Source organism: Labilibaculum euxinicum (genome assembly GCF_963678175.1).
In the GTDB taxonomy this organism is placed as follows: domain Bacteria; phylum Bacteroidota; class Bacteroidia; order Bacteroidales; family Marinifilaceae; genus Labilibaculum; species Labilibaculum euxinus.
Genome location: NZ_OY782756.1, coordinates 3757522 through 3776141, shown reverse-complemented (window position 1 = coordinate 3776141; position 18620 = coordinate 3757522). Strand labels below are relative to the sequence as shown.

Sequence of the window (18620 nt, the reverse complement as noted above, 5' to 3'; positions counted from 1 at the left end):
TATGGGATATTTATTTTTTAGAGGATATAAAGGTAGCAATTATCCTTTTATCAATGGGGGCTGAATATTTATTCTACAAAAAAAGAAGCCCAAACGGACTTCTTTTTATATGATGGACAATGAAATGCAAATTATACAATTTCTATGTTTTTGTGATCTGTTATTTTCTCACAATAGTGGCATTTTAGGGTAATAGGAGAATTATTTATCACTTTAAAGCGAGTGGTCACAGCTTCCACATTTGTAATGCATTTTGGATTCATGCATTTAGCAATACCAATAACTTTTTCAGGCGATTCTACAATTTTCTTTTCTGCAACTTTGTAATCACGAATGATATTTAGTTTGGCATGCGGAGCAATTAGTGAGATTTTATTGATTTCTTCATCTTCAAAAAATTTGTCGGAAATTTTGATGATGGCTTTCTTTCCCAATAGTTTACTTTCCAAATTGTTTCCAAAAGTCACTGAATTTTTACTTTTGTCCAATCCTAAAATTGTAATTACCTGAAAAAGATATTCAGCAGGAATGTGATCGATAACAGTTCCGTTTTCAATAGCGCTTACTTGCAATTCTTTCTTTGTGTTCATATGATGATGTGCTTTTATTCGTGAGTATGAATTTATAGATTAAGAGCTTTTGCGATGATAGCTTGTCGGGCATAAACACCGTTTAAAGCTTGTTCAAAATAGTAGGCTTTTGGATTGGTGTCAACATCCACAGCTATTTCATTTACTCTTGGAAGCGGGTGAAGAATTCTCATGTTATCCTTCGTGTTGCTAAGCATATCATTCTTAAGGATGTACACATTCTTTACTTTTTCATATTCCAAAGGATCCGCAAAACGTTCTTTTTGAACACGGGTCATATACAAAATATCAGCATCGTTAATAATATCATTAAATTCGGTATGTTCGAAATATTTGATATTATTTTTTTCCATGAAAATTTTGTACCCGCGTGGAATTTCCAATTCGGGAGGAGCAATAAAATGGAAGGTAGGATTGAAGTGAGAAAGTGCCATTAACAGAGAATGAACAGTACGACCGTATTTAAGGTCACCAACCATAAAAATATTCAGGTTTTCAAGTGTTCCCTGTGTTTTCATAATGGAATAAAGATCGAGCATTGTTTGAGTTGGATGCTGGTTGGCACCATCGCCGGCGTTAATTATCGGAACATCAGATACTTCTGAAGCATAGCGTGCAGAACCTTCAATTGGGTGACGCATAACAATCAGGTCGCAATAGTTACTCACCATTTTAGTGGTATCCTTTAAAGTTTCCCCTTTAGTAACGCTTGATGACGAAGAATCGGTGAATCCAACAATTCTTCCACCCATGCGATTAATTGCAGTTTCGAAGCTTAAGCGAGTGCGGGTTGATGGCTCAAAAAACAATGAAGCAACAACTTTCCCCTCTAATAAGCTGCAGTTAGGATTTTTTTCGAACTCAGCAGCTCTTGCTAATACTTCCAGAATTTCTTCTTTTGTGTAGTCGTCGATCGATACTAAACTTTTGTTATCCATTGATTAAAAATTAAGTGTGTTTATAATATGATTGTTTTTTTTGCACAAAAAAAAACCAACAATTACTAAAATTGATAGTAATGTTGGGTTTTTTGATAAATATTCTTGAAAAGGATTATCCAAATAGCCAAATCGGGAATTAATCCTCAAATCGTGTTTGCTTCGAAATAAATAATGGAAAATGTGTAAGAAGGAGTAAAGGTCTTTACTTCTTTTGGTATTATTTGCAGTTCCAGATTGAATTAGTTGTATCTCCATTCTAGATTACAAATATAGGCATAAATTATTCTGAAAATCAAATCAGAAATCGATTAATTATTAACATTTTTTTTGAGCGAAAAATAAGCAGGGAAATGCGTTTGCATAGAATGTTGATATCGAATTAACTAAATGGTTTTGACGAATTCTGTTTTCACACTATCAATTTTAGAAAATTTTTCGATGATCTTATTGACCTCGCTTTGGCGGATACTTAAAGTGATTCGGCAGGTTAGGTTGAAATCTTGCCCCAACTGTTCCGGTTGATCATCTTTAATAATTTTCATTACATCATTCATAACCAGATAATCGAAATTAACATCGTAAATATCATTTACAGTCTTTTCAATAATTTCGGTATTGGCAATTGCATCGGCAGCAGCTGTTTTGTAAGCATGTATTAAACCACTTACACCTAGTTTAGTTCCGCCAAAGTAACGAATAACTACGATGAGTATATTGGTAATATCATTCGAGAGTATTTGTCCCAAAATGGGTTTCCCTGCTGTAGATGAAGGTTCGCCATCATCATTCGCCCTGTATTCAGATTTGTCAGCGCCAAGCATATATGCATAGCAATGATGGCGGGCATCGTAGTATTCTTTTTTTAGATTGGCTATGTACTCTTTAATCTCCTCTTCGTTGGTTACAGGGTAAGCATATGCAATGAATTTACTTCCCTTTTCTTTGTATAGTCCTTCGGATGCCGGATTGATTGTTTTGTAAGTATCGCTGCTCATTTTTTATTCAAAAATACTTGTTGAATTAATTTGTTAGGATAAAAATAGCAATAAATGCCAGCAGTATTCCCAATATATTTACTTTGTTCAGTTTTTCTCTGAAAATACTCAAGCCAATAAATACAGAACAAGCTACAATTCCTATATTTACAATACTGAAAACCACTGAGCTCTCGAATCCTGAATTGTTTAATGAAGCAATCAGGAAATAAAGAGAGCCAAAATTCACAAGCCCTAAAATACTCCCGCCAACTAATACTTTAGGCTGAAACAGGTCACGCAATTTATCTTTTCGGATAAGCAAAGTAATCACCCCTGCAACACTTGCAATCGCAAAAAGCAGTGTCGAAAACTCTTCTGTTCCACCAGAATTTAAGTATTCCTGTTGTGCATATTTAACTAGTGAATCAACAGTTCCGGCTCCAAAAAAAAGAAGTATTGGCAACCAAATATACCTGCGGTTTATTTTATCTCCCCGTTCTTTATAAATACTGAATAATACTGCACTAACTGCAATTATTATCCCAAAAATCTTTTTACCGGTTATGACTTCCTGATAGTACATGATGGAAAAAAGAAGGGGGAGAACAAAGGACATTTTACTAGCTAATGTAGTTACTGATATACCTGCTTTTTGCGTAGATCGGCCAATGATAAAGAATACGATGATAAAAAGAATACCAATTAATATGGATATGCTGAACCAATCTTGTAGAATAATTCTACTGAAATTGAATGTGGTATTTGTTAGGAAATATCCGCATAAAGAGGCAATTAGGTAGTTGATGATAATGGCGGGAAGAATATCAATTTTGAATTTTTCCAGATATTTAAAGGTGATAAATATTCCTGTGGAAGTAAGAATTGCAAATAATAGATTGAGCATAGACTTAATTTTTGCGCAAAGTAATGAAAAATACCTTACCTAAAATTAGAAAAGCAGATTCAAAATGAATCTGCTTTTAGGGTAGTAATATAATAATTAGTAATAAAATTACATTTTTAATTTCTTGTCAATTTCGTCAATTTGAGTTTTGAAACCTCTGTCAGTATCAATCAAATTGTTTACTGTTTTGCAGGCATGTAACACTGTAGCATGATCTTTTTTCCCAATTTGAGATCCTATGGAAGCTAAAGATGCTTTTGTTAGTGTTTTCGAGAAGTACATTGCTATTTGTCTGGCCTGTACAATTTCTCTTTTTCTCGTTTTTACCTGCAATACATCAATTGGCAATGAAAAATGGTCACACACTACTTTTTGAATGTAATCAATGGAAAGCTCGCGCTTGGTATTTTTCACCAACCTGTCAATAATAGTAATGGCTAGTTCAAGATTAAGCTCTTTTTTATTTAAGGTAGACTGAGCTAATAACGAAATTAATGCTCCTTCCAGTTCTCTAACATTATTGGTTACATGACTTGCAATGTATTCAATCACTTCGTTATCAAGTACAATACCATCTTTATATGCTTTCTGATGTAAAATTCGAACTCTGGTTTCGTAATCAGGATTCTGAAGATCTGCCGAAAGTCCCCATTTAAATCTGGAAAGCAAACGATTCTCCATTCCCTTCAGCTCAATAGGAGCTTTATCAGAAGTAAGAATTAACTGCTTGCCCGATTGATGAAGGTGATTAAATATATGGAAAAATGTATTTTGCGTTTTTTCTTTCCCTGCTAACTCCTGAATATCATCTATAATTAAAACATCAATCATTTGATAAAAATGAAGAAAGTCATTCTTATTATTATTTCTGATTGCTTCAGTAAATTGTGTTTGGAATTTGTTTGCACTTACATACAATACTGTTTTATCCTGATACAATTCTTTTGTTTTTATTCCGATTGCCTGAGCAAGGTGGGTTTTTCCCAAACCGGAATCACCATACAATACCAACGGATTAAAAGCTGTACCTCCCGGATTTTCAGAAACAGCCACACCTGCTGATCTTGCCAGTCTATTGCAATCACCTTCAATAAAGTTTGCAAATGAATAATCAGGATTTAATTGTGAATCAATGTGCAATTTCTTAATTCCAGGAATAACAAACGGATTTCGAATGGTTAGTTCTTCCTTATCAGAAGGCATACTAACCGGACGATTTTTTGTGTTTGAGCCATTATTCCCGGGAACTACAACAGAAAAAGGTTTAGAATTTGCAATGTGATTATTTTCCATCACAACATTGTATTCCAATTTAGCACTGTTGCCAATTTCTTTTCGCAGTGTTTTTCTTAGGATATCAATGTATTGCTCCTCCAAATATTCGTAGAAAAAATGGCTTGGTACTTGCAATGTCAGGATTTGGTTCTCCAAGTTTAATGGTACGATTGGTTCGAACCATGTTTTGTAACTTATCGGGGGCACGTTGTCCTTTATTACAGCCAAGCAATTATTCCAAACCTGGAGGTGATGATTATTCATTTCTGTGTCAGTGTTTTAAAAATGTAGGGTGTGCTAAATTTTGCTTATGCAAGATTGTCAAAAAAAAAATGAAAAAAAAATTATTTAGCTATTGACTTTTTAAAAACATTTATTACTCTATATAAAACAAGGGATACAGAATCGTAAAAAAAAAGAAATTATTTAAATTACAGTTAGTCAGTATGTTAAGCTTTGATTTTGTTTAACTTTCTGGTTGTTAGCCATTTCCGAATACGATACTTTAAGGTCTTTATTATACAATCTATAATCAATCCATTGTAAACATAACCTACCGTGCGTTAAATAGGTTATTAAACTGATCTTACAAGGTAGGGCTTCAGTTGTTTAAGACGTTTTGATTTACTATAATTTCAGCCTTTAAATATAAATCAATTCTCAGGGCTTATCTTAATTACAAAGGCATCTGGAAAATCATCACGAATTTTTTTAAGTTGTCGGATAATATCCTTATAGTTTTGTGTTTCCCCAATTGTATATTTATACTTTCCGTTAAAATAGATTTCTTCAATCTTTCTGTGTCCTTTAAATTCTGTGTCATCCAAAGGTATTTGAGAGGCAGAAGACATAATCTGAACCTTATAGTAAACGTGATTCTCTTTGTCTTTTTTCTTTTGAGATTTTTCAGAATCCATATAAACGGTTTTTCCAGTATCAAATAATGAAAAGTGCATATATTTTTTAGGATTGTTTTTTACATCAATCAGTAAATTGGTTAGACCGTTTGAAGCAGCTTCCAGATTTGTGTATAAAGTATCGTTATTAATTAATAAGCCCATAGAACCTTTTCCTGAATTTATTTTTTCAAGAATTTCATTGGTTTGTTTAAGGGTTGCTTTTGCATTATTTATGGTTTGAGCAATATCTGTAGCCGATAAGGAATCACTAATATTTGAAAAATTAGATAGAATTGTAGATACGTTTTTATTGTTGTCTTTTAAATTTCCTGTTATTGAATCTACATTTGCGAAAATATTTTCAAAATGACTTTTTTGTCCTGTCATTATAGTGTCAAGTGTTCCCGACGCATTTTCAAGTTTTTTAAAGGTTTGTTCGATACTGCCAAAGCTTTTTCTTAAATTATCACGTGTATTCTCATTAAATATATATTGTATTACTGTAAGCACCGAATCAACACCAGACATTAATTTTTCGGCCTTTTTCTTCAGCGGCAACATCTGCATACTCACCTGTTCTTTTAAATCACCTTCAATACTTCCTTTAATTGTATCGCCTGTTTGAAGCAGAGTTTTCCCTTTGCCGGGTATAATTTTAATCTCCTTTGTGCCCATGATGTCTGCACTCTCAATACGAGCAACCGAATTAGCAGGAAGTTTAAATTGATTAGAGATAGCAAATTCAACAAGAAGATGATCTGCTGATGCACTGCTAAATTTGATGGATTTAATTTGGCCTACTTTATAGCCCTTTAGAGTAACTGAGCTTGATTTTTTTAGCCCATCAACCCTTTCGTATCTTGCATAAAAAACTTGTTCGCTGGAAAATACATTAAATCCTTTCAGAAAGTTTACACCCCAAATTAAAATTACAATGGCTCCAATAACAACAAGTCCTATTTTTGCGTCTTTTGAAAATTTCATAATTCGGTATTTTAATTTCAGATTGAGTGGTTGTGGATAATTTTAATGGCAAAACTACTTATGTTTTTTGAAGTTTTTTCGCTTTTGACAGGGAAATACGTTCTCCATTGTAAAATACAACCACAAAACAGTCATTAATTACTTTTCTAATTTCCTTTTGGAGGATAACAATCTCTTTGTATTTGTCAGTAGATCCAACGGTATATTTATAAACTCCATCGCTCATACGTTCTTTAATATTTTCAAGCTGATTGAAGGCTGTAGAATTTAATGGTATTTGTTTTGTTGACGATTTTATCTGAATGCAATATTCGAGTTGCGGATTTGTTTCCGGTTCATTAATTACTGACGTTGCTATAGTTGTATCAATACGAACCAATTCTTCTTTCCTTTCCAAAACTACGCTCGATTCTTCAACTTTAGTTTTGTAATCGCGAAAAGCCCTGAAAATTGCACTGGCAAGATAATCCTGATTTTCAGAATGCTTCAGGTAATTGGCTTCGGTAGGATTCGAGACAAAACCAACTTCCACTAGTATAGATGGCATACTAACTTGCTTCAGAACCCAGAATCCGGCTTCACGAACACCTCTCGAGTGACGACCCACTCTTGTTTTAAATTGAAATTCGGTGAATTCTGCCAAGTTAATACTGTTTTCCCTATTCATACCTTGTAATAGATTAAAGATGATATAGGAGGCAGGATTTTTTGGATCGAATCCTTCATATTTTGTACTGTAATCATCTTCGTAGAGCATAACAGAATTTTCTTTCATCGCAACCGCTAGATTTTCTTTGGTTTTATGCAATCCTAATGTATAGGTTTCTGTGCCGCTAATGGAATGATTATCATTTGCATTTGCATGAATAGATATGAATAAATCTGCTTTGTTTTGGTTTGCAATTTCCGATCTTCTATTTAATGGAATAAAAACATCAGTTTTTCGCGTATAAATTACATTAACATTAGGGAAGTATTTTTCTATATAAGTGCCTAATTTAAGTGCAATACTTAGAACAACGTCCTTTTCGTTAATGATTTTGCTTATTGCACCAGGGTCTTTCCCCCCATGGCCAGCATCAATTACTACAGTATTGATCTTGGAATGACTGCTTTGCGACATTCCAACAAAAGGTTGTAGAATAATGGCGCATAGCAGTAATAAAACGACTGATGATCTTGTAATTAGACCACGATATATATATTCTGGAATAATGTTCATTAGAAAAATCTTCATAAAAGAACTTAAAAAATGTTTTTGAAGTTCGTTTCGATTAGGGAATATAGCACTTTTATTTGTATTTTTGGCGTCCTAAGAAAGCGTGACTGTTAAATTTGGTCAAACGGACTTGGCGCCATTTAATTCGATTATTCTACAAAAATAACAGATAAAAATTGCAATTGAAATTACTACAAAGGGTTTTTATTATTTTCATTGGAATAGTATTTCCATTGAGCAGCTTCGGGTTTGTTAATCTGACTAATGATTATGGTAATTATCAACCAATTACAGAGTGGAATACTGAGGCTGTTTCACATTTATTGGAATATAAAATATCTGAAAAAGATACTTTGTTAAAAGTTTCGTCGGATACTTTAGTGTCTGATTCTGTTAAAAAGGAGAAAAAAGCTTTTTTTGAAGCAACTATTGAATACAATTCCGATGATACAATTGTTTTTTCCCTTACCGGACAAAAGGTGTTTTTAACTAAGAATGCTTTTGTAAAATATGGTGAGATTGAGTTAAGAGCATACTACATCGAGCTTGACTTGGAAAAGAAAGAAGCTTTTGCTTACGGGATAAAAGATTCAACCGGAACATTTATCGATACTCCTGAGTTTAAAGATGGTGCTGAAGAATTTACATGTAAGGAGCTTAAATACAATTTTGACACAGGCAAGGGGTTGGTGAATGAAATTATTACCGAGCAGGAAGGTGGATTCGTTCATTCTGAAATTACCAAGCGTATTGATGACAAAACTTTTTATCTTAGAAATGGAAAATATACGACCTGTGATCATCCTCATCCGCATTTTTATGTGAAAATGACAAAAGCTAAGATGATTAAGGATGATAAAATTGTTTCAGGGCCTCTTTATCTGGTGTTGGAAGATGTGCCTTTGCCTATCGGTTTGCCTTTTGCTATGTTTCCTTTTAGTTCTTCCTATTCATCAGGAATTATTGTTCCTAGTTATGGAGAAGAGCAGCGAAGAGGATTCAATCTTCGCGGAGGAGGTTATTATTGGGCGATTAATGAATATCTGGATTTGGCAGTGACTGGTGATATTTTCGCCAACGGATCGTGGGGTGGATATATGGAATCGAGTTATAAAAAGAGATACCGGTTCAATGGCCGGGTTGCTGCAGAATATCATTCCAATACTTATGGTGATAAGGGGTTGGCCGATTTTTCGGAGTCGACCGATTTTGCGATTCGTTGGAATCATACTCAAGATGCGAAGGCCAATCCGTATCGAACATTTTCTGCTTCGGTTAACTTTTCTACCAGTAATAATGATAGAAACAACTCACAATCAATACAGAAAATTACAAATAACCAGAAGCAATCAAGTATTTCATACAGTAAAAAATGGGCAGACAGTCCGTTTAGTTTGAATGCCAGTTTTCGTCACTCTCAGAATAGCAGAGATACTTCTATTTCACTTACCTTGCCCAGTATGTCATTAAATATGACACAAATTTACCCGTTTCGGGTAAAAGGGAAAAGTACCAATTTGAAATGGTATGATAAGGTGGGAGTGAGCTATTCTTCAAAATTGGAAAATAAAATCAATACGAAGGAAAAAAAACTGATGAGTTCTTCATTGGTTAAAGATTGGCAAAATGGTTATCAACATAGTATTCCAATTAGTACGAACTTTAAATTAACGAAAGATCTTACTCTTTCGCCAACATTAAATTATCAAGGTGTTTTGTATTCTAAATCGGTCAAGAAAAGCTGGGATGCCACCTTAAAGGATGGAGAAGGTGGTGTTCGAACGGATACGATTCAGGGTTTTAAATATGCACACAATTATTCAACCAGTGCCTCGCTTTCCTTAAGTCCGAAAATTTATGGAATGTATACGTTTAAGGAAAGCTCAAAATTAGCAGCTATCAGACACGTAATGACTCCAAGTATTAGTGTGAGTTATACGCCTGAAATTGGTATTCCCAGAAGTAAATATTACAAAACTTACCGAAACGAAGCTACTGATAAAGATGTTGAATATTCAATATTTGAGGGGAGTGTGTATGGAACTCCAACAGGAGCACAGGAATCGGGAAGTATTAGTTTTGGTTTGGATAATAATGTTGAGGCAAAAATGCGTACGGCAAATGATTCAACCGGAACAGAAGAATTTAAAAAGGTAAAGATTATTGAGAGCTTGAAATTTTCTACCTCATATAGCATGTTTGCAGATTCATTGAACTGGTCTTACATTCAAATGTCGGGAAGAACCAAGCTTTTTAATCAAAAATTGGATTTAAGTGTACGTTCAACCGTCGATCCGTATAAACTTAATGCAAATAATATTAGAATTAATGAGTTTGGCCCACGATTAACCAATGCTTCTATCGATTTGGGCTTTAGATTGTCGTCAAAAGACCTGAAGGGAGATAGTGGGAAGGACAAAAAAGATGATAAGTCTGCTGAACCTTGGAGAGATACCCGATATGTTGATTTTGATATTCCCTGGTCGTTCTCTATTGATTACGGTTGGACTTATTCGAAACCAACATCAAGAAGTACAGTTGGACAGAGAATGGGTGTGAATGGAAATTTTAGTTTAACACCAAAGTGGAAGGTTAGTTTTTCATCTGGATATGATTTTACAGCAAAAGAAGTAACCTCTTCTCAATTCACGATTACCCGTGACCTGCACTGTTGGCAAATGTCTTTCAATACCATACCATTTGGGGCGTATCAATCCTATAACTTCCGAATTAATGTGGAATCTTCAATTTTGGCAGATTTAAAATACGAAAAGAAACAGGCTTGGCAGGATGTGAATTTTTAACGCTAAAATTTAATAATATTATTAGACCAGTATGTTTTCATGCTGGTTTTTTTATGCCTGATTGAGAATCCAATTTTTAAGAATCTCTTTGCCATACTGTGTCATGATGGATTCAGGATGAAACTGAACACCGCATAAATCGAATTTTTTGTGGCGGATGGCCATAATCACATTCTGTTTATCGGCAGCGGTGATACGAAGGCATTCAGGGAAATTATTTTTCGATAATGCCCAGGAATGATACCTGCCCGAATCGAACTGAGAAGGAATATTCTTAAACAGAAGTTCGTTGTCGTCGGCAATTAATGTAGTTTTTGGAACACCGTGAACAATTTCTTTCAGATTGATTAATTCAGCACCAAAGTATTCGCCAATGTATTGCATACCCAGACAAACGCCAAGTATTGGTTTTGAATTGGCATATTGATCCAATATTTCACTCATTACTTTTACTTCTCTTGGTAGTCCGGGGCCGGGAGAAAAAATAAGTTTGTCGCATTTTGTTATTTGTTTCCAGTCTATATCATCATTTCGCATAACAATTACCTGTTCACAAAACTGCTCAACGATATGAACCAAATTGTAGGTAAAAGAGTCGTAATTATCTATGATTACTATTCTCATTTAAGCTTTTTATTTTAACTTTGATGTCGCAAAATAAGCGAATTTTTTACAAACACTAAGAGTAAACAAAATGAAAAAAACTATTAATTCAGAAAAGGCACCAAAAGCAATCGGACCATACAGCCAGGCTGTCGAAGCTAACGGAACACTTTACATTTCAGGTCAGCTTCCTGTTGATGTTGCAACAGGAAAATTTGTAGAAGGCGGTGTTAAGGAGCAAACCGAACAAGTAATGAAAAATATCGGTTATATTTTAGAAGAAGCAGGCTATACCTACAAGGATGTTGTTAAATCGACATGCTTATTGAGTGACATTTCTGGTTTTGCTGAAATGAATGCCGTTTATGGCGAATATTACAAAGAAGAATGTCCTGCCCGTGCTGCTTTTGCCGTTAAGGATCTTCCTTTGGGAGCATTAATTGAAATAGAGACCATTGCTGTGAAATAAATTCACTGTAAATAAAATAAGTAAAGGCTGCTGATTTTTTGAATTGGCAGCCTTTATCTTTTTACTGTGTAATTAAATAAAAGATAAGTTTGGATAAAGGAATTCTCTAATACAGTATAAATTTTCTCTCATACATTTATGAATTTCCTTTATAAACTTGTGAATTTCTCTCGCTGTATAATGAAATATTCTTATCAATTTACGAATAAAACTAGAGAATAGAGGATGGAGTGAACCGATAATAGGAATAAATACTGGAGGTGGATTTTGAAACAGTCACAGAATATAATAAGATAGGAGTAGGGATGAATAAAGGCTGCATGAAGGTTTTAATAGATTGGTTCGAGTGTTGCCTATTCCAGTATATTTTAACCGAGGGGTATTGTTGATTTGTATGATTACAATCTGATTAAATCCTTGTTTCGCAATGAAATAGAAATACATGCAGACTATTTAAAATTCATATGAATAGTATTTATGTGTTCTAGAATAGTATTAAATATCTGATATCTAAAACATAAATTCTGAGATTTGTATGACTAAAGGTCAAAGGGGCAGAAGCTCTTGGTTGATTGATACAGATAACACAAGGAGGATAATATGGATGTCTTTAAGCCTGTTTATACGGAGCAAAACGATTGTCAGGATTGTTACAAATGCATAAGGGAATGTAAATTGAAAGCCATTAAGGTGGTTAATAATTCAGCTCAGATTCTTCACGATGATTGTATTTACTGCGGAACCTGTACCTTAATTTGCCCGGTAAATGCCAAGAAAGTTCGCAGCGATGTAAATAAAGTAAAGGGTTTATTGAAGCGCAATCAAAAAGTAATTGTTTCATTGGCACCATCATTTGTTACCGAATTTCCAAATTTGTCCGACGGGCAAATTGCAGCATCTTTAAAATCATTGGGATTTGCACATGTGTCTGAAACTGCATTGGGAGCTCAGGAGGTCTCAAAAAAAGTGTCTGAATTTATCGGAAAACAGGATAAAGGAATTTATATTTCTTCGGCATGTCCATCGGTTGTTGAGATGATCTGTAAACATTATCCAAAATATAAAAATTACATAACCCCGTTTTTATCACCACTTTTAACCCATTCCAAATACCTTAAAAACCGGTATGGAGATGATACTCATGTTGTTTTTATTGGCCCTTGTATCGCAAAAAAAGCCGAGAGTGATCAGTTTCCTGAATTGTTGGATGCGGCACTCACATTTTCGGATTTAAGGAAATGGTTCGAAGAAGAAAATATCGATCCTTATTTATTTTCGGAGGACGAGAAAGAAGAGGTTTTTGTTCCGGGAAAAGCAGGAAGAGGCGTACTTTACCCAATAGATGGAGGAATGATAATGGGCGTGAAGAACAACACAACCGCAACCGATGCTGTTTATATGACTTTCTCCGGAATTACCAACATTCAATCCGTTTTAGTTGATCTGGATAAGTACAAGAAATCGAATGTGATGTTTTTGGAACTTTTGGCCTGCGATGGCGGTTGTGTTAATGGACCGGGAACCAGTAAGTCCTATTCAACTGCGATTAAACGTTTAGAGGTAATCAATAAGCTTGGTAAAGAGCAGGCTTATCAGTTGGAAACTGATTTTTCAATTGAAAGAACTTTTGATTCTATTCTCCCAATAGAGCGAAGAGAACATGCTGAGAGTAGTATAAAAGAAGCACTAACCATGGTTGGGAAGTACTCCGATAAAGATGAAATTAATTGTGGCGGTTGTGGTTACAACAGCTGCAGGGAGTTTGCAGGAGCACTGCTTGAAGATCGGTCGGAGCCAAACATGTGTGTATCCTACATGCGAAAAATTGCGCATGATAAATCATCAGCACTTTTGCGTAAAATTCCTTCGGGAGTTGTAATTGTCAACGAGCAATTGAAAATTATAGAGGCGAATCTTAGTTTTTCCAGAATGATGGGAGCCGAGATTGAACAATTGTATGAAACAGTTCCCGGTTTAGTGGATGCTGATTTGCATAAAATTGCTCCTTTTTACAAGTTGTTTTCATCGGCACTTTCAACGGGTGTTGATAATTTGGAGAAAGATATTCGTTTTGGTAACAAAATGTTTCACATTACACTTTTCAGTATTCACAAAAATAAAATAGTAGGAGCTATTCTTCGGGACATGTCGCAACCTTTTATTCAACGCGAAGAAGTGATATCGAGAGCAAAATCTGTAAACCAAAAAAATCTGGAAACAGTGCAGAAAATTGCTTACTTACTTGGAGAGAATGCCTCGGAAACAGAGGAAATGCTGAACTCCATCGTTGAATTTTACAGTCTCTCACAAGATTAACAGTCATTTATGTCATCCAATTTTTACATAGAAGTAGAATGCCAGCAAAAGAACTTTAATGGTCAGTCCATTTGTGGCGATGTGTTTATGTCGCGGAAAATAAAAGAGGAGGGACGAACAATTCTTGTTTTATCAGATGGATTGGGAAGTGGTGTTAAAGCGAACGTGCTGGGTACACTTACTGCATCGATGATTCTGAACTACATGAAAGTGAACAAAGATATTCGTAAAGCGGCCGAAGTAATTATGAAAACTCTTCCGGTTTGCAGCAAACGAAAAGCAAGTTATTCTACTTTTACTATTGTTGAAATTGAATGCGATGGTGAGACCCGGATTATTCGATATGATAATCCGGAATGTCTGATTTTGCGTGGATTGGAAAGTTTTATCCCCGATTGTGAAGAGTTAAGTCTTACGGGTGATCGCAATGAAGGAAAAGTACTGTATTCATATCGGTTTATGGCTCAGAAAGAAGACAGGATTGTATTCTGCTCCGATGGAGTTACCAATTCGGGAATGGGAAGTACGCGATTGCCATTTGGCTGGGGCTTGGATAATCTGGATGCGTATGTAAAAGGATTGATTCGAAGACAGCCATTTATATCTGCCCGGCAATTGGGTGCTTCGGTTGTTGACCGGGCCTGTGCTAATTATGGAAATAAACCTAAAGATGATACTTCATGCGGGGTACTTTATTTTCGGGAACCCAGAAATTTATTAATATGTACGGGACCTCCCTACGAAAAATCGAAGGATGCGCAGTTGGCAAAACAAGTTGTCGAATTTGTGGGTAAGAAGGTGGTTTGCGGGGGCACAACAGCCGGGATTATCTCTCGTGAAATTCAGGTTCCAATTGAGGTTGAATTAACAATTACTGATTCGGAATTGCCGCCAATATCACATATTAATGGTATTGATTTGGTTACCGAGGGCATTTTAACTTTGGGCAAAGTATATCGCTTACTTAAAAATTACAAACAAAATTCATCATTGCGACAAGGTCCGGCGGATCTGCTGGTTCGGGTTTTATTGGAAAGTGATAAAATTTTTATTATCAATGGAACAAAGATAAATGTTGCGCATCAGGATCCTAATTTACCAATGGAATTAGAGATACGCAGAACCGTTGTAAAGAATATTGTTGCTCTACTGGAGGAAAAGTTTTTAAAAGAAGTAGATCTTAGTTATATTTAAAATGAAATATAACCCATATTAAACATGGGGTATTGTTGATTGAATTTCCATTTGGTGGGTAGTCTTGTTGGTGAATTGGAAGAAAGTAACAATCCTCATGAAACAGATCATAAAGACAATTACTAAATGGCCGAAAAAATCGAAATTACCATTTGCTTGGGAAGTTCTTGTTTTTCAAGAGGTAACGGGAAAGCTTTAAAAGCAATTAATACCTTTTTAGAAGAAAATAAATTGAAAGACAAGGTGTTCTTTCATGGTGAATTGTGTACAGGAAATTGTGCCAAAGGACCTATTTTAAAAATTGGAGATGAACTGCACGAGGAAGTCGATCCGGATAGTGTCGTTGAAATATTAAACGGTGTTTTTGGGCTCGTTTAATTAAGTCTCTCAATCCTAAAAAACTCATTATGCCATTAATTGTAACCAATAAGAACAAGTGTAATCTTAGTTATACGTGTATTCGGGTTTGTCCTGCCAAAGCAATTAAAATAAAGGATGATTTTGCAAACATCATTAAAAGCAGATGTATTGGTTGTGGAAATTGTGTTACTGTTTGTGCTCAAAATGCGATAGAATATAGAAGTTCGGAAGATTTGGTTAAGCAATTGTTAGCTGATACCGAGCCTGTAGTTGCCATATGTGATCCAAGTATTTCAGGTGAGTTTGATGATATTCTGGACTTTCGGAATTTTGTTGGTATGATTAGGGCTTTGGGTTTTGATTACGTTGTTGAAGCTGCTTTTGGTGCAGATTTGGTGGCCTACCGCTACAAGGAACTGTTCGCAAATTTCCATGGGAAGTATTATATCTCAACAAAATGTCCGGCTCTGGTAAATAATATTGAGAATTTTCATCCCGGATTAGTTGATAATCTGGCCCCAATTGTACCGCCTGGTATTGCCATGGCAAAAGTGGTACGAAAAAAGTATGGCAAAAATGTTAAGATTGTTTCTTTATCGCCTTGCGTTGCCAGTAAAGATGATGTGAAAGCATTTAATGGAACTGACGGAAGTGTTCATGCAGTTTTAAGTTTTGCCGAATTAAGAAAGCTGTTTACAGAGTACGGAGTTTCGGAAAACTCAGTTGAATTCTCAGAGTTTGATCCTCCATTCGCTCGTTTAGGAGGTTTATTTCCAATTAGTCATGGTCTGTTTCAGGCTGCAGATATCGATATATCCATGCTGAATGGTGGGATTATTAGTACTGAGGGAAGAAACAATTTTTTGAGGTCGATCAATGAGTTTAAAACTCAGCATGATTTGAACCAGCATCTTGATTTATTTTATTGCGAAGGTTGTATTATGGGACCTGGAACTTCGCCGGGAGGGCGAAAATTCTCTCGTCGGTCTCAAGTAATTCGTTACGTGCGCAAAAGGTTAAAAACTCTTGATGAGATTAAATGGCAGAAAGAAATTGATGAATACAGTGATCTTGATTTAACCCGGGGATTTAAATCGAAAGGAAGGGAGCTTCCTGTTCCTACAGAAGAAGAAATATTGGAAGTATTGGTGGAGATGGGAAAAGGGAAAATTGAAGATCAATTGGGATGTGGTTCCTGTGGATATGAGTCTTGCAGGGAGTTTGCGATTGCAAAATGTCAGGGGCTGGCCAATTATGAGATGTGTTCTTCCTTTACAATTAAAAATATGAACAGCTATATTAAGGAGCTGGGAAATGCAAATGCGCAGTTAACTAAAACAAAAGCGGCATTAAAGGAATCGGAAAGAATTGCCAACGAAGAAAGGATTATAGCGCAGGAAGCTTCAGAAACGGTGTCGGCCATGTTACAGAAACTTCCTTCGGGAGTTGTAATTGTCGACGAAAGGCTGAAAGTAATTGAGTCGAATAAAACTTTCGTTGATTTATTGGGTGAAGAGACCCGAATGCTGAATGAAATTATTCCCGGATTAGTTGATGCAGATTTAACAAAATTGATCAGTTTTCATAAATTCTTTTCCACAGTAATTTTGAATGGAGAGGATATCTTAAACAAGGATGTACATTTTGGAAACAGGTTGTTCAATGTTTCGGTTTTTACCATTAAAAAGAATAAGATTGTTGGTGGTATTATTCGCGATTTATATGCTCCTGAAGTAAGGAGAGAAGAGGTTATTGGCCGAGCAAGAGCCGTTATTAAAGAGAATCTTCAAACAGTGCAGCAAATCGCTTTTTTATTGGGTGAGAGTGCTTCCAAAACGGAAAAATTACTAAGCTCGATCATTAAATCCCATGCTTCAGGGGAAGAAGGGAAAGGCGAATAATGGACGAGAAATTTCATATAGATATCGACTGTCAGCAACTCTTTCATCATGGTGAAATGATTTGCGGTGATGTGTTTCTCTCGAAGAGAATTAAAGAGGAAAACAGGACAATTGCCGTGTTGAGTGATGGCATGGGAAGTGGAGTGAAGGCCAATGTGCTGGCAACATTGACTGCATCAATGGCGATGAATTTTACAGCAGAACACAAAGATGTAAAAACCATTGCCGAAATAATCATGAACACGCTTCCTGTTTGCAGCGTTCGAAAAGTAAGCTATTCAACCTTCACCATAATTGATATTGAATTTGATGGAACAACACGTATCATTGAGTTTGATAATCCCTTGTGTGTGGTGATGCGTGGTTCTGAGGTTTTCGATCCGGGATGGAGGACAATTCTGCTTGACAGTGAAGAAAATCAAGGAAAAGAACTTAGAACCTGTGAATTTACTGCGCGAAAAGAAGACCGTATTCTGTTTTGGTCCGATGGAATTATGCAGTCGGGAATGGGAAGCAGGGAATTGCCTTTTGGATGGGGACATGAAAGTGCTTTAAAATTTGTCACCAATATTGTAAAATCGACCCCTTACATATCTGCCCGTAATTTGGGCATGCAGTTAGTGAAAAAAGCGGCCAGAAACGATCAGGATGAGCTAAAGGACGATACAAGTGCCGGTGTAATCTATTATCGGGAACCGCGTAAACTTTTAATTTGCACGGGTCCTCCTTACGAAAAGGATAAGGATGCTGAGCTGGCCATGAGAGTGTATCATTTTAAAGGGAAAAAAATTATTTGCGGAGGAACAACGGCCGAAATTTTGGGTCGCGAATTAAATTTAAAATTTGCCGCCGGAATGAAAATTACGGATCCGGAACTTCCGCCGGCATCTTATATGGAAAGTATAAATTTGGTTACCGAAGGCATTTTAACGATTGGAAAAGTTGCCCGGATTCTTGGGGATTACAACAGTGATTATGATTTGGGAGACGGGCCTGCTGATCAGATAGTTCACTATCTTTTACAGAGTGATAAAATCTCTATTATTTCCGGAACAAGAATTAATTTTGCTCATCAGGATCCCAGTTTACCTATTGAATTGGAGATCAGAAGAACAGTTGTAAAAAGAATAGTAAGTCTTCTTGAAGATAAATTTTTAAAAGATGTTACTCTAACCTTTATTTAG

15 protein-coding genes are annotated in these 18620 nt (G+C 35.6%); 7 read left to right on the top strand and 8 right to left on the bottom strand.

Annotated elements, in window-relative coordinates:
* Window positions 1-131: 131 nt before the first annotated feature.
* The 7 genes from pyrI to ACY0M5_RS15060 all read right to left on the bottom strand — a co-directional run bounded on the left by pyrI (window position 132) and on the right by ACY0M5_RS15060 (window position 7807).
* Window positions 132-590, bottom strand: a complete 459-nt coding sequence (pyrI, locus tag ACY0M5_RS15090) for an aspartate carbamoyltransferase regulatory subunit (protein WP_101307913.1) — start codon at window positions 588-590, stop codon at window positions 132-134.
* 32 nt (window positions 591-622) lie between these two features.
* The gene (pyrB, locus tag ACY0M5_RS15085; protein WP_124992783.1) at window positions 623-1528 is read right to left on the bottom strand and encodes an aspartate carbamoyltransferase; all 906 of its coding nucleotides are present in this window, start codon (window positions 1526-1528) and stop codon (window positions 623-625) included.
* Between the two features lie 386 nt (window positions 1529-1914).
* Window positions 1915-2526, bottom strand: a complete 612-nt coding sequence (locus ACY0M5_RS15080; RefSeq protein ID WP_156195968.1) for an IMPACT family protein — start codon at window positions 2524-2526, stop codon at window positions 1915-1917.
* A gap of 25 nt (window positions 2527-2551) precedes the next feature.
* The gene (locus tag ACY0M5_RS15075; protein WP_461629706.1) at window positions 2552-3412 is read right to left on the bottom strand and encodes an EamA family transporter; all 861 of its coding nucleotides are present in this window, start codon (window positions 3410-3412) and stop codon (window positions 2552-2554) included.
* 108 nt (window positions 3413-3520) lie between these two features.
* Complete coding sequence (gene dnaA, locus ACY0M5_RS15070) at window positions 3521-4951, bottom strand: chromosomal replication initiator protein DnaA (RefSeq protein ID WP_124992786.1); 1431 nt, start codon at window positions 4949-4951, stop codon at window positions 3521-3523.
* A 389-nt stretch (window positions 4952-5340) separates the two neighbouring features.
* Complete coding sequence (locus tag ACY0M5_RS15065; RefSeq protein WP_461629705.1) at window positions 5341-6570, bottom strand: MlaD family protein; 1230 nt, start codon at window positions 6568-6570, stop codon at window positions 5341-5343.
* Between the two features lie 58 nt (window positions 6571-6628).
* Window positions 6629-7807 (bottom strand): N-acetylmuramoyl-L-alanine amidase family protein, encoded by a 1179-nt coding sequence (locus ACY0M5_RS15060; RefSeq protein WP_461629704.1) that lies wholly within the window; start codon window positions 7805-7807, stop codon window positions 6629-6631.
* Window positions 7808-7971: 164 nt separating this feature from the next.
* On the opposite strand from ACY0M5_RS15060, the gene ACY0M5_RS15055 reads away from it, so the two are divergent.
* Entirely contained in the window at window positions 7972-10593 is a 2622-nt protein-coding gene (locus tag ACY0M5_RS15055; protein WP_461629703.1) for a putative LPS assembly protein LptD, read from the top strand.
* Window positions 10594-10644: 51 nt separating this feature from the next.
* Here ACY0M5_RS15055 and ACY0M5_RS15050 read toward each other — a convergent pair whose 3' ends face one another.
* The gene (locus tag ACY0M5_RS15050) at window positions 10645-11217 is read right to left on the bottom strand and encodes an anthranilate synthase component II (protein WP_461629702.1); all 573 of its coding nucleotides are present in this window, start codon (window positions 11215-11217) and stop codon (window positions 10645-10647) included.
* Between the two features lie 70 nt (window positions 11218-11287).
* Here ACY0M5_RS15050 and ACY0M5_RS15045 point away from each other — a divergent pair, with 70 nt between their 5' ends.
* The 6 genes from ACY0M5_RS15045 (at window position 11288) to ACY0M5_RS15020 (ending at window position 18620) form a co-directional block, all read left to right on the top strand.
* Window positions 11288-11665 (top strand): RidA family protein, encoded by a 378-nt coding sequence (locus tag ACY0M5_RS15045; protein WP_156195974.1) that lies wholly within the window; start codon window positions 11288-11290, stop codon window positions 11663-11665.
* A 600-nt stretch (window positions 11666-12265) separates the two neighbouring features.
* On the top strand, window positions 12266-13981 hold the full coding sequence (locus ACY0M5_RS15040; protein WP_156195975.1) for a [Fe-Fe] hydrogenase large subunit C-terminal domain-containing protein: 1716 nt from the start codon (window positions 12266-12268) through the stop codon (window positions 13979-13981).
* A gap of 9 nt (window positions 13982-13990) precedes the next feature.
* Window positions 13991-15175, top strand: a complete 1185-nt coding sequence (locus ACY0M5_RS15035) for a SpoIIE family protein phosphatase (RefSeq protein ID WP_461629701.1) — start codon at window positions 13991-13993, stop codon at window positions 15173-15175.
* Between the two features lie 126 nt (window positions 15176-15301).
* Window positions 15302-15553: an NAD(P)H-dependent oxidoreductase subunit E gene (locus ACY0M5_RS15030; RefSeq protein WP_101307900.1), complete on the top strand. Its 252-nt coding sequence runs from the start codon at window positions 15302-15304 to the stop codon at window positions 15551-15553.
* Window positions 15554-15582: 29 nt separating this feature from the next.
* Window positions 15583-17436 carry a [Fe-Fe] hydrogenase large subunit C-terminal domain-containing protein gene (locus tag ACY0M5_RS15025; protein WP_461629700.1) on the top strand — a complete coding sequence of 618 codons (1854 nt, stop codon included), beginning with the start codon at window positions 15583-15585 and terminating at the stop codon, window positions 17434-17436.
* A complete protein-coding gene (locus tag ACY0M5_RS15020) occupies window positions 17436-18620 on the top strand; it encodes a SpoIIE family protein phosphatase (RefSeq protein WP_124992798.1) in 1185 nt (394 codons plus the stop codon). The genes ACY0M5_RS15025 and ACY0M5_RS15020 overlap by 1 nt, the downstream gene beginning before the upstream one ends.